This is a genomic window from Streptomyces sp. CLV115, from assembly GCF_038448545.1.
Taxonomy (GTDB): Bacteria; Actinomycetota; Actinomycetes; order Streptomycetales; family Streptomycetaceae; genus Streptomyces; species Streptomyces sanglieri.
The window spans coordinates 21,023-34,189 of sequence record NZ_JBCEWQ010000092.1; the positions used below are offsets into that span (position 1 = coordinate 21,023).

At 72.7% G+C, this 13,167-nt stretch carries 14 protein-coding genes; 7 read left to right on the top strand and 7 right to left on the bottom strand.

All coding sequences use genetic code 11. From position 1 onward, the window contains the following. The first annotated feature begins 8 nt into the window (after positions 1 to 8). Entirely contained in the window at positions 9 to 515 is a 507-nt protein-coding gene (locus tag AADR41_RS27095; protein ID WP_342284019.1) for a pyridoxamine 5'-phosphate oxidase family protein, read from the top strand. Here the strand turns inward: AADR41_RS27095 and AADR41_RS27100 are convergent. From AADR41_RS27100 to AADR41_RS27110, 3 genes are read right to left on the bottom strand one after another with little or no spacing between them, the layout of a single operon-like run. Then, positions 495 to 1,511 carry an acyl-CoA dehydrogenase family protein gene (locus tag AADR41_RS27100; protein WP_342284020.1) on the bottom strand — a complete coding sequence of 339 codons (1,017 nt, stop codon included), beginning with the start codon at positions 1,509 to 1,511 and terminating at the stop codon, positions 495 to 497. The genes AADR41_RS27095 and AADR41_RS27100 overlap by 21 nt on opposite strands. Next, the gene (locus tag AADR41_RS27105) at positions 1,511 to 2,656 is read right to left on the bottom strand and encodes an acyl-CoA dehydrogenase family protein (protein WP_342284021.1); all 1,146 of its coding nucleotides are present in this window, start codon (positions 2,654 to 2,656) and stop codon (positions 1,511 to 1,513) included. Before AADR41_RS27105 ends, AADR41_RS27100 begins: the two co-directional genes overlap by 1 nt. Continuing rightward, positions 2,656 to 3,531, bottom strand: coding sequence for an enoyl-CoA hydratase (locus AADR41_RS27110; RefSeq protein ID WP_342284022.1), 876 nt, complete (start codon positions 3,529 to 3,531; stop codon positions 2,656 to 2,658). The genes AADR41_RS27105 and AADR41_RS27110 overlap by 1 nt, the downstream gene beginning before the upstream one ends. A gap of 93 nt (positions 3,532 to 3,624) precedes the next feature. Between AADR41_RS27110 and AADR41_RS27115 the strand changes: the two genes are divergently transcribed. The 5 genes from AADR41_RS27115 to AADR41_RS27135 all read left to right on the top strand — a co-directional run bounded on the left by AADR41_RS27115 (position 3,625) and on the right by AADR41_RS27135 (position 8,664). Further along, positions 3,625 to 4,407 (top strand): SDR family oxidoreductase, encoded by a 783-nt coding sequence (locus AADR41_RS27115; RefSeq protein ID WP_342284023.1) that lies wholly within the window; start codon positions 3,625 to 3,627, stop codon positions 4,405 to 4,407. A gap of 55 nt (positions 4,408 to 4,462) precedes the next feature. Continuing rightward, the gene (locus AADR41_RS27120; protein ID WP_124718238.1) at positions 4,463 to 5,074 is read left to right on the top strand and encodes a TetR/AcrR family transcriptional regulator; all 612 of its coding nucleotides are present in this window, start codon (positions 4,463 to 4,465) and stop codon (positions 5,072 to 5,074) included. 31 nt (positions 5,075 to 5,105) lie between these two features. Next, complete coding sequence (locus tag AADR41_RS27125; protein ID WP_342284024.1) at positions 5,106 to 6,263, top strand: acetyl-CoA C-acetyltransferase; 1,158 nt, start codon at positions 5,106 to 5,108, stop codon at positions 6,261 to 6,263. Positions 6,264 to 6,598: 335 nt separating this feature from the next. Continuing rightward, entirely contained in the window at positions 6,599 to 6,802 is a 204-nt protein-coding gene (locus AADR41_RS27130) for a cold-shock protein (RefSeq protein ID WP_003969786.1), read from the top strand. Between the two features lie 197 nt (positions 6,803 to 6,999). Beyond that, on the top strand, positions 7,000 to 8,664 hold the full coding sequence (locus AADR41_RS27135; RefSeq protein WP_342284025.1) for a DEAD/DEAH box helicase: 1,665 nt from the start codon (positions 7,000 to 7,002) through the stop codon (positions 8,662 to 8,664). Between the two features lie 129 nt (positions 8,665 to 8,793). Here the strand turns inward: AADR41_RS27135 and AADR41_RS27140 are convergent, their stop codons facing one another. The 4 genes from AADR41_RS27140 to AADR41_RS27155 are packed head-to-tail and all read right to left on the bottom strand — an operon-like array spanning position 8,794 to position 12,228. Further along, positions 8,794 to 9,855, bottom strand: a complete 1,062-nt coding sequence (locus AADR41_RS27140; protein ID WP_342284026.1) for an NAD(P)H-dependent flavin oxidoreductase — start codon at positions 9,853 to 9,855, stop codon at positions 8,794 to 8,796. After that, positions 9,855 to 10,616: a CoA-transferase subunit beta gene (locus AADR41_RS27145; RefSeq protein WP_342284027.1), complete on the bottom strand. Its 762-nt coding sequence runs from the start codon at positions 10,614 to 10,616 to the stop codon at positions 9,855 to 9,857. Before AADR41_RS27145 ends, AADR41_RS27140 begins: the two co-directional genes overlap by 1 nt. After that, on the bottom strand, positions 10,613 to 11,482 hold the full coding sequence (locus AADR41_RS27150) for a CoA transferase subunit A (RefSeq protein ID WP_342284028.1): 870 nt from the start codon (positions 11,480 to 11,482) through the stop codon (positions 10,613 to 10,615). Before AADR41_RS27150 ends, AADR41_RS27145 begins: the two co-directional genes overlap by 4 nt. Positions 11,483 to 11,484: 2 nt before the next feature. Beyond that, complete coding sequence (locus AADR41_RS27155) at positions 11,485 to 12,228, bottom strand: enoyl-CoA hydratase family protein (RefSeq protein WP_342284029.1); 744 nt, start codon at positions 12,226 to 12,228, stop codon at positions 11,485 to 11,487. Between the two features lie 98 nt (positions 12,229 to 12,326). On the opposite strand from AADR41_RS27155, the gene AADR41_RS27160 reads away from it, so the two are divergent. Continuing rightward, positions 12,327 to 13,167, top strand: an 841-nt coding sequence (locus AADR41_RS27160) for an SDR family oxidoreductase (protein WP_342284030.1), incomplete at its 3' end; no start/stop codon positions are given.

Here is a 13,167-nt window from a genome sequence, read left to right on the forward strand (position 1 = left end):
ATGGACGCATGACATCGAGTTCCTGGGAAGATTTCAGGTCGGCGGAGCCTGCCTTCGCCGAAACCGTCCGGGCCCGCTTCCAGCAGTACGAGCACCACGTCCTGGCGACCCTGCGCAAGGACGGATCGCCGCGCGTGACCGGGCTGGAGGTGGACTTCCGCTTCGGCGAGGTGTGGCTCGGCATGATGCCGGACTCGCGCAAGGCGCTGGACCTGCTGCGCGATCCGCGGTTCGCGGTGCACGCCAACCCCGGACCGGACGCCGAGCTGGCCGACGGCGACGTCCGGATCTCCGGCCGCGCCGTGGAGGTGACCGACCCCGCCGTGCTGGCCCGCTTCATCGAGGAGGTGAAGCCGCCGGAGCCCTTCCACCTCTTCCGGACGGAGCTGACCGAGGTGGTGCGCACCGGGATCGAAGGCGGCGACACCGTGGTCATCCGGGCATGGCGCCCCGGTCACCCGCTGCGCACCTTCCGAAGGGGCAACGAAGACGGCTCACCGGGCGAGGCCTCCTGACGCAGGGGGCCCGTCGGCGAGCACCCGCGCCCGGCACGCCCCCGGCGTGCCCCACGCGTCCCGCAGCGGCCGCGCCTTCCGAAGCCACAGCGCCAGGTCCAGCTCCTGCGTGTACCCCACCGCACCGTGCAGCTGAAGCGCCGTCCCGGCCGCCGCGTACCCCGCCTCGCCCGCCGTCGCCTTGGCCGCCGCCACCTGCGCACCGGCGTCCGGCGCGTCCTCGGCGAGCGCGAGCGCCGCCCCGTACAGCAGCGGACGGGCGAACTCCAGCCCGATCAGGGTGTCGGCCAGCCGGTGCTTCACCGCCTGGAAGGAGCCGATGGCGGTACCGAACTGGGTGCGCTGCTTCACGTACTCGACCGTGGTCCGCAACAGGGCCTCGCCCGTGCCGAGCGCCTGTGCCGCCGTCGCGAGGGCCGCCCACCCGGCCGCCCGCGCCGCCGCCCCGGCCACCCGGGGCCCCGAGGCGAGCAGTTCCCCGCCCGGCGCGGGGCGCCACAGCCGGCGGGCCGGGTCGGACGACACGCTGAGCGCGCCGGGGCCGGGCGCCAGCCGCAGCTCGTCACCGGTCACCGTGAACACCGCGTCCACCGCGTCCGCGTCCAGCGCGTACGGCCCGTTCCCGTCCGTCCGGAGCGTCGCCGACGCCGCGCCCGACGCCAGCCGGGGCAGCCACTCCTTGGCCGCCGGCCCGCCCAGCTCCGCCAGCAGCACCGCGGCCGCGACCGTCTCCACCACCGGTCCCGGCGCCGCGTGCCGCCCCAACTCGGTGAAGGCGACGGCGATTTCGACCGGCAGCGGACCGACACCCTCGTACGCCTGCGGCACCGCGAGCGCGAAGACCCCCGCCGCCGCCAGCCGCGCCCACAGGTCCCTGCCCGGTCCGTGGTCCCCGGCGGCCCAGGCCCGAACCACCGAAGGGGTGTCCGCGGCGGTCAGCATCGCGTCCAGCGAGCGGGCGAACTCCCGCTGCTCGTCGTCCAGGAGGAAACGCATCAGCGCCGTCCCTTCGGCAGGCCGAGCAGCCGCTCGGCGATGATGTCGCGCTGGATCTCGTTGGTGCCGGCGTAGATGGGGCCCGCGAGGGAGAAGACGTAACCCTCGGCCCAGTCGGACGCGGCGAGTTCCGCGTCCGGTCCCAGCAGATCGAGCGCGGTCTCGTGCAGGGCGATGTCGTACTCGGACCAGAACACCTTGTTCAGGCTGGACTCCGCGCCGATGGCCGACCCGGCGGCGAAGCGGGACGCGTTGGCGGCGGTGAACAGCTGATAGGCGCGCGCCCCGATCACCGCGTCCGCCACCCGGTCCCGCGTCGCCGTGTCCGAGGGGTCGCCGTGGGTGCGCCACAGCACGGCCAGCCGGTCGGCGGCGGCCAGGAAGCGGCCGGGGGAGCGGAGCGTCAGCCCCCGCTCGTTGCCCGTTGTCGACATGGCGATACGCCAGCCCCGGCCGGGCTCCCCGATGACGTCCTCGTCCGGTACGAACACCTCGTCCAGGAACAGTTCGGCGAAGGCCGGCTTGCCGTCGAGCCGCCCGATCGGCCGGACCGAGACCCCGGGCGCCGACAGGTCGAACATCAGATACGTCAGCCCGTGGTGCGGCCTCGCCGCGGCCGGATCGCTGCGGAAGATGCCGAACGCCCGGTCCGCGAAGGCGGCCCGGGACGACCAGGTCTTCTGCCCCGAGAGCAGCCAGCCGCCGTCCGTGCGCACCGCCCGCGAACGCAGCGACGCCAGGTCCGAGCCCGACTCCGGCTCGGACCAGGCCTGCGCCCAGATGACCTCGCCGCTCGCCATCGACGGCAGGACCCGCGCCCGCTGCTCGTCCGTGGCGTGGTCGAAGAGGGTCGGGGCGAGGAGGTTGATGCCGTTCTGCGAGACCCGGCCTGGGCCGCCCGCCGCGTAGTACTCCTCCTCGAAGATCAGCCACCGGAAGATGTCGACGCCCCGGCCGCCGTACTCGGCCGGCCAGGAGACCACCGACCAGCGGTCCGCGTACAGCCGCGCCTCCCACTCCCGGTGCGCGGCGAAGCCCTCGGCGGTCTCCAGCGACGGCAGCGGGGCGGCGGGCACATGGGCCCGCAGCCAGCGGCGCGCCTCGTCCCGGAACTCCGCCTCCTGCTCCGTGCCCGACAGATCCATCAGCCGTCCGCCTTCTTCTTCATCGAGGCGATGTCCATGCCGCCCAGCGGATCCGCCGCCGTCTCCGCGTTGTGCGCGTGGGCGAGGTGGTGCAGCCCGAAGACGGAGTCCATCCCGGTGTGCATCCCCTGGAGGTCCTCGGCCTGGTTGACCGCACGCTTGGTGAGGGCCAGTCCGAGCCGGGGCATCGCGGCGATCCGCAGCGCCAACTCATGGGTGGCGTCCGCCAGTTCGTCCCGCTCCACCACCTTGTTGACCATGCCGACCTCGTACGCCCGGCGGGCGCTCATCCGGTCGCCGGTGTACAGGAACTCCTTCGCGATCCGGGGCGGCATCACCCAGGGATGGGCGAAGTACTCGACACCGGGAATGCCCATCCGCACCACCGGATCGGCGAAGAAGGCGTCCTCGCTCGCCACGATCAGGTCGCAGATCCAGGCGAGCATCAGCCCGCCGGCCACGCAGGCGCCCCGCACGGATGCGACGACCGGCTTCGGCAGCTCGCGCCACCGCCTGCACATGCCCAGATAGACCTCCGACTCGCGGGCGAAGCGGCTCTCCGCCCCGGCCTTGTCGGAGTGGTCCCACCACAGACCCGCCCGGCGCTCGAAGGGCAGATGCGCGTCGCGCTCGGGCGTGCCGATGTCGTGGCCCGCCGAGAAGTGCTCCCCGGCGCCCGTCAGCACGGCCACCTTGACCTCGTCGTCCTCGGCGGCCCGGTAGAACGCGTCGTCCAGGGCGTAGGTCATGGCCGAGTTCTGGGCGTTGCGGTAGCGCGGGCGGTTCAGCGTGAGGTGGGCGACCGGGCCGCGGCGCTCGTAGAGCACCGGGCCGTCCCGGTGGCCGGCGGCGGAGGGGTCGTGGGCAGAGGGCATCGGCTCATCCTTCCCTAACAAGTGTTTGGTAGGTTAACGTACGGGCACGAGCACCGTCGAGGACCCGGGGGCCGGGACCGAGGAGGTACGGGCGTGAGCGCACCGCAGTACGTATCCGGGCACGGGCTGCTGGCCGGCCGCACCGCCGTCGTCACCGCGGCCGCGGGCGCCGGCATCGGCGGCGCCACCGCCCGCAGATTCCTGGAGGAGGGCGCCCGCGTCGTCATCGGCGACGCGCACGCCCGCCGGCTGAAGGAGACCGAGCAGACGTTCGCCGAGGAGTTCGGCGCGGACCGCGTCGCCGCGCTGCCCTGCGACGTCACCGACGAGACCCAGGTCCGAGCCCTCTTCGAGCTCGCCGAACGGACCCACGGCGGCCTCGACATCGTCGTCAACAACGCCGGCCTCGGCGGCACCGCCGAACTCACCGAGATGACCGACGAACAGTGGACCAAGGTCCTCGACGTCACTCTGAACGGCACCTTCCGCTGCACCCGGACCGCCCTGCGCTCCTTCAGGGCCGCGGGCCGCGGCGGCATCGTCGTCAACAACGCCTCCGTCGTCGGCTGGCGCGCCCAGAGCGGCCAGGCGCACTACGCCGCCGCGAAGGCCGGCGTCATGGCGCTCACCCGGTGCGCCGCGATCGAGGCCGCCGGGTACGGCGTGCGCGTCAACGCCGTCGCGCCCAGCCTCGCCATGCACCCGCACCTGGTGAAGGTCACCTCCGCCGAACTCCTGGACGAACTGACCGCGAAGGAGGCCTTCGGCCGGTACGCCGAGCCGTGGGAGGTCGCCAACGTCATCGTCTTCCTCGCCAGCGACTACTCCTCGTACCTGACCGGCGAGGTCGTCTCCGTCAGCAGTCAGCGGGCCTGACCGTGCGACGGCACGGGACACCCGCGGCAGCGGCCGCCGGGCGGAGAATGGCCGGGTGCCTACCAAGAAGAAGCCCCAGGTGACCCCCTCGCCCGAGCGGCGCCGCGAACTGCTCGCCACCGCCGCCGAGGTCTTCGCCGCCCAGGGATACAACGCCACCACCGTCCGCAAGATCGCGGACGCGGCCGGGATGCTCGCGGGCAGCCTCTACTACCACTTCGATTCCAAGGAATCGATGCTCGACGAGATCCTCTCGACCTTCCTCACCGAACTCTGGGAGGGGTACGACACGGTCCTCGCCGCCGGGCTGGCCCCCAGGCGGACCATCGAGGCACTCGTCACCGAGTCCTTCCGGGAGATCGACCGGCACCGTGCCGCCGTCGCCATCTACCAGAAGGAGGCCAGGCATCTGGCCGACCAGCCGCGCTTCCAGTACCTCGCCGACTCCCAGCAGAAGTTCGAGAAGGCCTGGCTCGGCACGCTGGAACGCGGCGTCGCCGACCACAGCTTCCGCGCCGACCTGGACATCCGCCTGACCTACCGCTTCGTCCGCGACACGGTCTGGGTCGCGGCGTCCTGGTACCGGCCGGGCGGACTGCACAGCCCCGAGGAGATCGCCCGCCAGTACCTCTCGATGGTCCTGGACGGCATCGCCCTGGACACCTGACCCCACCCGCGCTCACCAAGGAGCAGCAGTCATGGCCGAGGCATACATAGTCGAAGCGGTACGCACCCCGGTCGGCCGGCGCGGGGGCGGCCTCGGTGCCGTCCACCCCGCCGACCTCGGCGCCCATGTCCTGAAGGCCCTCGTCGAACGGACCGGCATCGACCCGGCGGCCGTCGAGGACGTGGTCTTCGGCTGCCTCGACACCGTCGGGCCCCAGGCCGGCGACATCGCCCGCACCAGCTGGCTGGCGGCCGGACTGCCCGAGGAGGTCCCCGGCGTGACCGTCGACCGCCAGTGCGGCTCCTCCCAGCAGGCCCTGCACTTCGCCGCCCAGGGCGTCCTCTCCGGCACCCAGGACCTGGTGGTCGCGGGCGGCACCCAGTCCATGACGCAGATCCCCATCGCCTTCGCCTCCCGCCGGGCCGCCGAACCCCTCGGGCTGACCGAGGGCCCGTACGCGGGCAGCGAGGGCTGGCGCGCCCGGTACGGCGACGCCCCGGTCAACCAGTTCCACGGTGCCCAGCTGATCGCCGAGAAGTGGGGCATCGGCCGCCAGGACATGGAGGAGTTCGCGCTCCGCTCCCACCGGCGCGCGATCCGCGCCATCGACGAGGGCCGCTTCGCCCGCGAGACCGTCGCCCTCGCGGGCGTCACCACCGACGAGGGGCCGCGCCGCGACACCACCCCGGAGAAGATGGCGGGACTGAAGCCGGTCCTGGACGGCGGCACCATCACCGCCGCGTGCTCCTCGCAGATCTCCGACGGCGCCGCCGCCCTGCTCATCGCCTCCGAGCGGGCCGTCGCCGAGCACGGCCTGACCCCGCGCGCCCGCGTCCACCACCTCTCGGTGCGCGGCGAGGACCCGATCCGCATGCTGTCGGCACCGATCCCGGCCACCGCGTACGCGCTCAAGAAGACCTCGATGACCATCGACGACATGGACCTGGTCGAGATCAACGAGGCATTCGCCCCCGTCGTCCTGGCCTGGCTGAAGGAGACCGGGGCCGACCCCGACCGGGTCAACGTCAACGGCGGCGGGATCGCCCTCGGTCACCCGCTCGGCGCAACCGGCGCGAAATTGATGACGACCCTGCTGCACGAACTGGAGCGCACCGGAGGCCGCTACGGCCTCCAGACCATGTGCGAGGGCGGCGGCCAGGCGAACGTGACGATCATCGAACGGCTCTGACCGCGGACTGGGTCCGGACCCGGCCGCCGGGCCGCCGCGACACCGGTCGCGCCAAGGATTCCGGCGGCCTTTCCGGCCCCGCCCGGCCAGTTCCCGCAAGGGCAGGACCCGAATCCGCCGACCGGCCGCGCGGCGTGTTCCCACCGCTTGCCGACGGAACGTGCTACGGTTGCCGAGTTGCAGTTTTGGTACCCATGAACTTTATGTGCGCCTGACGGAAATGCTTCCTCAGGCGCATTATTGTTTTCCGGCTTTCTCCGGATGGGGCTCAATGCGGCGACTTGAAATTCGTAAAGTGCGGATTTCCGGCACTGCACCTCTTTTAGGAGAATGACATGGCTACTGGAACCGTGAAGTGGTTCAACTCGGAAAAGGGCTTCGGCTTCATCGAGCAGGACGGCGGCGGCGCCGACGTCTTCGCCCACTACTCCAACATCGCCACCTCGGGCTTCCGTGAGCTCCAGGAGGGCCAGAAGGTCTCCTTCGACGTCACGCAGGGCCAGAAGGGCCCGCAGGCGGAGAACATCGTCCCGGCCTAATCGCCGGACGCGTACCTCGCAACCGGGGCCCGCACCGTGAAGGTGCGGGTCCCGGTTTGTGCTGTCCCCGGGACATGCCGGAACAGACGCGCCCGCCCACGGCGCGTTCCCGGCAGCCCATGCAGTTCCCCGCAGTCCCACGCAGTTCTCAGGAATCCCCAGGACTCCTCAGGAATCCCCCAGGAGGGCAATTCCGTATGACCCGCTCCGAACGCCAGGACCGACCCGCCCGCAACCGCCCGTCGAGGGGGCGCGGCACGGCCCCGGCAAAGGCAACCGCTAAGGGTTCCGGCAAGGGATCCGGCAAGGCGTCGCCCCGTCGCAGGGCCACGCCGCCGCAGGGTGAATTCGCCCTGCCCGAAACCATGACCCCCGCACTGCCCGCCGTAGCGGCGTTCGCCGAGCTGGACATGCCCGCAGCCCTGCTGAAGACCCTTGCCGCGCAGGGCGTGACCGATCCGTTCCCGATCCAGGGCGCCACCCTGCCGAACTCGCTCGCCGGCCGGGACATCCTCGGCCGCGGCCGCACCGGCTCCGGCAAGACCCTCGCCTTCGGCCTCGCCCTGCTGGCCCGCACCGCCGGCCGGCGCGCCGAGCCGAAGGCCCCGCTGGCACTCGTCCTGGTCCCGACCCGCGAGCTGGCCCAGCAGGTCACCGACGCGCTGACGCCGTACGCGACGTCCGTGAACCTGCGCCTGGCCACCGTCGTCGGGGGCATGTCGATCACCAAGCAGTCCGGCACGCTGCGCCGGGGCGCCGAGGTGCTCGTCGCCACGCCGGGACGGCTGAAGGACCTCATCGAGCGCGGCGACTGCCGTCTCGACCAGGTCGCCATCACCGTCCTCGACGAGGCCGACCAGATGGCCGACATGGGCTTCATGCCGCAGGTCGTCGCCCTGCTCAAGCAGGTCGAGCCGGACGGCCAGCGGATGCTGTTCTCCGCGACGCTCGACAAGAACATCGACCGGCTGGTCAAGATGTTCCTGACCGACCCGGTCGTGCACTCCGTCGACCCGTCCGCCGGCGCCGTCACCACCATGGAGCACCACGTGCTCCATGTGATCGACGAGACCGACAAGAAGGCCGTCGCCACGAAGATCGCCGCCCGTGAGGGCCGGGTGATCATGTTCGTGGACACCAAGCGCGCCGCCGACCGGTTCGCCAAGCGGCTGCTCGCCAGCGGGGTACGGGCTGCCGCCCTGCACGGCGGGCGCTCGCAGCCGCAGCGCAACCGGACCCTGGACCAGTTCAAGAACGGCCAGGTCACCGCACTCGTCGCGACCAACGTGGCGGCCCGCGGCATTCACGTCGACGACCTGGACCTGGTCGTCAACGTGGACCCGCCGACCGACCACAAGGACTACCTCCACCGGGGCGGGCGCACCGCGCGCGCCGGTGAGTCCGGCAGCGTCGTCACGCTGGTGCTGCCCGAGGAGAAGCGGGACATGACCCGGCTGATGGCCGACGCGGGCATCGCCCCGCAGACCACCCGGATCAAGTCCAGCGACGAGGAGCTCACCCGGATCACCGGGGCCCGCGAGCCGTCGGGCGTCGCGATCGTCATCGAGGCCCCGCAGCCGACCCCGCCGAAGCAGCGCACGCGCTCGGGCGGGACCTCGGCGGGCGGCACCGGCTTCCGCTCGGGCAGCCGGGGCCGCGGCCGGCGCGGCGGTGCCGGACAGGGCGGCGGCGAGACCCGCTCCACGGGCGGCGCCTCCCGCACCGCCGGCACGGGCGGTTCCGCGCGCGGTACCGGCTCGGGCGGTGGCCGTGGCAACGGCGAGCCGCGCGGCGCGGGTGCCGCGCGTTCCGGGGCCGGCCGCGGCGGCGCGGCGGCGGGACGTGGCCGCAGGGCCGCGTAGCCGTACGTACGCACCGGCACACGGCGAGGGGCGCCCGGAGGGATCCGGGCGCCCCTCGCCGCGTCCGCGCCCGCCGGCCACGCGTCCGTGGCTTGCCCGTCTGCGTCCGTCGCCTACGCCGCCCGCCGGCTACGCGTCCGCGGCCTCCGCGCGGATCACCGTGCGCAGTGCCTCGTGGGCCTCGGCCATCACCCGTTCCACCAGCTCCGCGCAGCTGGGCAGGTCCTCGATCACGCCCGCCACCTGGCCCGAGGCCATCACCCCCAGGTCCGTCCGGCCGTCCACCATGGACGCCTTCAGGAGCATCGGGGTGTTGGCCGCCAGCAGGATCTGGCTCCACGACAGGTCCTTGCCGTGCTTCATCGCCAGGCCGTCACGCACCATCCGTCTCCAGCTGCTCCCGGAGATCCGCCGGAAGCCCGCCGCCCGGCGCACCGCCTGGGCCAGCGCCCGGACCCGGCCCGCGTGCTCCAGCGCCGCGACCATCTCCGTACGCAGCATCCGGTGCGGCAGCCCGTCCACCGCCCTGGTGACCGTGATGTCCTTGACGCCCGCCGCCAGATACCGGGCCTTCACCGCGTCCGGCACGGTCGAGTCCGAGGTCAGCAGGAACCGCGTGCCCATCGCGATGCCCGCCGCCCCGTACGCCAGCGCCGCCACCAGGCCCCGGCCGTCGTGGAAGCCGCCCGCCGCGATCACCGGGATGTCCACCGCGTCGGCCACCTGGGGCAGCAGTACCGTGGTCGCCACCTCACCGGTGTGCCCGCCGCCCTCGCCACCCTGCACGATCACCGCGTCCGCGCCCCACGCCGCGACCTTCTCGGCATGGCGCCCGGCGCCGACCGACGGGATCACGATCACTCCCGCGTCCTTCAGTTCGGCGATCAGCTCCTTCGAGGGGGCCAGCGCGAAGGACGCCACCCGCACGCCCTCGTCGACGATGATCCGTACCCGCTCGCGCGCGTCGCCCGCGTCGGCCCGCAGATTGACGCCGAACGGCTCGTCCGTACGGGACTTGACCTCCCGTACCGCCGCCCGCAGCTGCTCGGTGGTCATCGTCGCGGAGGCCAGGATGCCCAGCGCGCCGGCCCGGGCCGTGGCGGAGACCAGGCGGGGGCCCGCGACCCAGCCCATGCCGGTCTGCACGACGGGGTGGCGGACGCCGACGAGCTCCGTGAGCGCCGTCCGCATCAGACCCCGACCTCGCGGTTGCGGGTGCCCTGCGGGTCGATGACCTCGCGGATCAGGGCCAGCTCCTCGGCGGTCGGCTCCCGGGTGCACGGGACGTCGTCCGCGATCGTGAGCGCGAAGCCGGTGGCCTCGCGGACCTGGCCGACGGTGACGCCCGGGTGCACCGAGGCCAGCCGCATGGAGCGGTCCGGAGTCGCGAAGTCGAAGACGCCGAGATCGCTCACCACGCGCGGGATGCGGTGGTAGCGGGTGGCCGACGGGCCGGCCGCCGCCGCGCTGTCGTGGCCGACCCCGCAGACCATGTCGACGCGCTCGACGAAGACCCGGGTGGAGTGCCGGGGGATCCAGTAACTGACCGGGTTGTTCAGGGTGTTGACCGGGGCGCCGCGCACGCCGAGCAGCTGGCGGGAGGGCTGTTCCCAGTCGCCGATGCAGGAGATGTTCTGGTTGCCGAACCGGTCGATCTGGCTCGCCCCCATCATCACGTGGCGCCTGCCGCCGGTGACCATGGTGAGGTGCCGGCGGTAGGGCAGCCAGCCCTCCGTCGTGCCGTCCGGGGCAAGGAGCATCGCCTCGCCGTCGGTGAGCAGCAGATCGGGCGAGAAGGTGCGCCGGGCGAGCCGGGCGCCCACGGACGGGATCAGGCCCATCGGGCTGGCGAGCACCTCGCCGTTGTCGCGCCAGGCGTCGGCGCAGGCGATCACGCAGTACTCGGCCCGGGTGACGGCGGCCGGGTTCGCGGGCGCGTTCCTCGTGGTCATTTCTGCTCCTCGTGCCAGGTACGGACAGCCGACTGGTAGCCCTTCTCGTCGCCCCCGGCGGGCAGGAAGCGCTCGCTGAAGGCCGCCCAGGCCGCGGGGTCGGCGGCGGCGGTCGCGTACGCCTTCTGGAACGCCTCGTCGCGCGGACGGTCGGGCACGCAGGAGGTGAAGTGCGCGCCGTTCGGGGTCTCGACGACACCGGTGACGGAGTGCCGCCGCACGAGGAGGGTCTGCGGGGCGGCGTTCCCGGTCAGTTCGGCCGTCTCCACGATGCGTTCGCAGGACACGTACGCGGCGTCCGCGGCCTCGCAGAACAGGTCGTCGAAGTACGGGTCGGGGCCGAGGTACTGGCCGTTGCCGGAGCGGTCGGCGCGGTTCAGGTGGACCAGCGCGGCGTCCATCCGCAGCGCGGGCATCGCGACGAACTCCTCACCGTCCTCGTACGGCGAAGTCACCGTGCGCAGGCCCGGGTTGACCCGCATCACGCCGGAGCCGAGGCCGGCCCGCACGGGGAGGAACGGCAGCCGGTTCGCGGCGGCGTGCAGCCCCCACATGAACATGGCCTCGTCGATCTCCATCAGCTCGAACGCGCCGCGCTGGCGGGCCGCCCTGAAGTGGGGTTCGAGCGGGACCGAGTCGAGCGTGACGAAGGCCGCGACCAGTTTCCGGATCCTGCCGGCCGCGGCGAGCAGCCCCACGTCGGGGCCGCCGTAGGAGATCACGGTGAGGTCGGTGACCTCGGAGCGGAGCAGTGCCCGCACCAGCGCCATGGGTTTGCGGCGCGAGCCCCAGCCGCCGATGCCGATCGTCATTCCGCTGCTGAGCCGGGAGACGACGTCGTCGGCCGTCATGGTCTTGTCGGTCATGGTCATGCCTCCTTGCCGAAGGTCTCGCGTACGCGGTCGGCGACCCCGCTGAGGTTGGCCTCGAAGGTGAAGCCCTGCTCGAAGCGGTAGCTGCGGTGTACGTCCACCGGGTCGATGCCGTTGATGGCGGCCTTGGCCAGCCGGATCAGATACCCGTCCTTGCGGGCCATCTCGCCCGCCAGCTCCATTGCCGCACCGAGGAGTTCCTCGCGCGGTACGACCTTCCAGACGGAGCCGTGGGCGTGCAGTTCGGCGGCGGTGGCGGTGCGCGAGGTGAAGTAGAGCGCCCGCATCAGATGCTGGGGCACCAGCCGGGACAGATGGGTCGCCGCGCCGAGCGCGCCCCGGTCCAGCTCGGGCAGGCCGAACGTGGCGTCGTCGCTCGCCACGATCGCGTCCGCGTTGCCGACCAGGCCGATGCCGCCGCCGAGACAGAAGCCGTTCACCGCGGCGACGACCGGGACCTCGCACTCGTAGACGGCGGCGAACGCCTCGTAGCAGCCGCGGTTGGCGCCGATCAGGGCGGTGTGCCCGGTGTCGCGCTGCATCTCCTTGATGTCGACGCCCGCGTTGAACCCGCGCCCGGCGGCGGCCAGCACGACGCAGCGGACCTCGGGGTCGCGGCCCGCCGTGCGGAGCGCGTCGGCGAGGTCGTACCAGCCCTGCACCGGGAGCGCGTTGACGGGCGGATGGTCGACGGTGACGAGCCGGATGCCCTTGGCGGGGCTTGTGGTGGAGACACCCATGAGCGAATCAGCTACCTTTCCACCAAACATTTGTTAGGTGTGGAAGGTAGCAGCCTGCCCCCGCATCGCCAATAAGGGGACGAGTAGGGAGACGAGTGATGACTGGTCTGTGCGACGGCCGTGTGGTGATCGTGACGGGTGCGGGGCGCGGGCTCGGCCGGGCCCATGCGCTCGCCTTCGCCGCCGAGGGCGCGAAGGTGGTCGTCAACGATCTGGGGGTCGGTCCCGGCGGCGACGGCGGCTCCCTGGGCCCGGCGCGGCTGGTGGTCGACGAGATCGTGGCGGCGGGCGGCGAGGCGGTCGCCCACGCGGGCGACATCGCCACGACGGAGGGGGCCGGCTCGCTGGTCGCGGCCGCGCTGGACGGCTTCGGACGGCTGGACACCCTGGTCAACAACGCGGGGTTCCTGCGCGACCGGATGCTGGTGAATCTGGACGAGGACGACTGGGACGCCGTGATGCGGGTCCATCTCAAGGGCCACTTCCTGCCGTTGAAGCACGCCTGCGCACACTGGCGGGCCGAGGCGAAGGCGGGCCGCGCACCGGTCGCCCGGGTGATCAACACCAGCTCCGGCGCGGGGCTGCTCGGCAGCGTCGGCCAGGGCAACTACTCCGCCGCGAAGTCCGGGATCGTCGGCCTGACGCTGGTCGCCGCCGAGGAGACCGGCCGCTACGGGGTCCAGGTCAACGCGATCGCACCGGCGGCCCGGACCCGGATGACCGAGCAGACGTTCGCACAGACGATGGCGGCGCCGGGGGAGGGCGGGTTCGACGCGATGGCCCCGGAGAACGTGTCCCCGCTGGTGGTGTGGCTCGGCTCGGCCGCGAGCGACGGGGTGACCGGGCGGGTCTTCGAGGTGGAGGCCGGCCGGATCACGGTCATGGAGGGCTGGCGGCCCGGCCCCACCGCGGACCGGGGCGCGCGGTGGGCGCCGGGGG

Excerpts from the sequence above, each read along its gene's own strand:
- AADR41_RS27150 (WP_342284028.1), bottom strand. The coding sequence starts at position 11,482 with ATGACCGACAAGACCATGACGGCCGACGACGTCGTCTCCCGGCTCAGC.
- AADR41_RS27105 (WP_342284021.1), bottom strand. The coding sequence starts at position 2,656 with ATGGATCTGTCGGGCACGGAGCAGGAGGCGGAGTTCCGGGACGAGGCG.
- AADR41_RS27145 (WP_342284027.1), bottom strand. The coding sequence starts at position 10,616 with ATGACCACGAGGAACGCGCCCGCGAACCCGGCCGCCGTCACCCGGGCC.
- AADR41_RS27130 (WP_003969786.1), top strand. The coding sequence starts at position 6,599 with ATGGCTACTGGAACCGTGAAGTGGTTCAACTCGGAAAAGGGCTTCGGC.
- AADR41_RS27100 (WP_342284020.1), bottom strand. The coding sequence starts at position 1,511 with ATGCGTTTCCTCCTGGACGACGAGCAGCGGGAGTTCGCCCGCTCGCTG.
- AADR41_RS27110 (WP_342284022.1), bottom strand. The coding sequence starts at position 3,531 with ATGCCCTCTGCCCACGACCCCTCCGCCGCCGGCCACCGGGACGGCCCG.
- AADR41_RS27155 (WP_342284029.1), bottom strand. The coding sequence starts at position 12,228 with ATGGGTGTCTCCACCACAAGCCCCGCCAAGGGCATCCGGCTCGTCACC.
- AADR41_RS27140 (WP_342284026.1), bottom strand. The coding sequence starts at position 9,855 with ATGCGGACGGCGCTCACGGAGCTCGTCGGCGTCCGCCACCCCGTCGTG.
- AADR41_RS27125 (WP_342284024.1), top strand. The coding sequence starts at position 5,106 with ATGGCCGAGGCATACATAGTCGAAGCGGTACGCACCCCGGTCGGCCGG.
- AADR41_RS27095 (WP_342284019.1), top strand. The coding sequence starts at position 9 with ATGACATCGAGTTCCTGGGAAGATTTCAGGTCGGCGGAGCCTGCCTTC.
- AADR41_RS27135 (WP_342284025.1), top strand. The coding sequence starts at position 7,000 with ATGACCCGCTCCGAACGCCAGGACCGACCCGCCCGCAACCGCCCGTCG.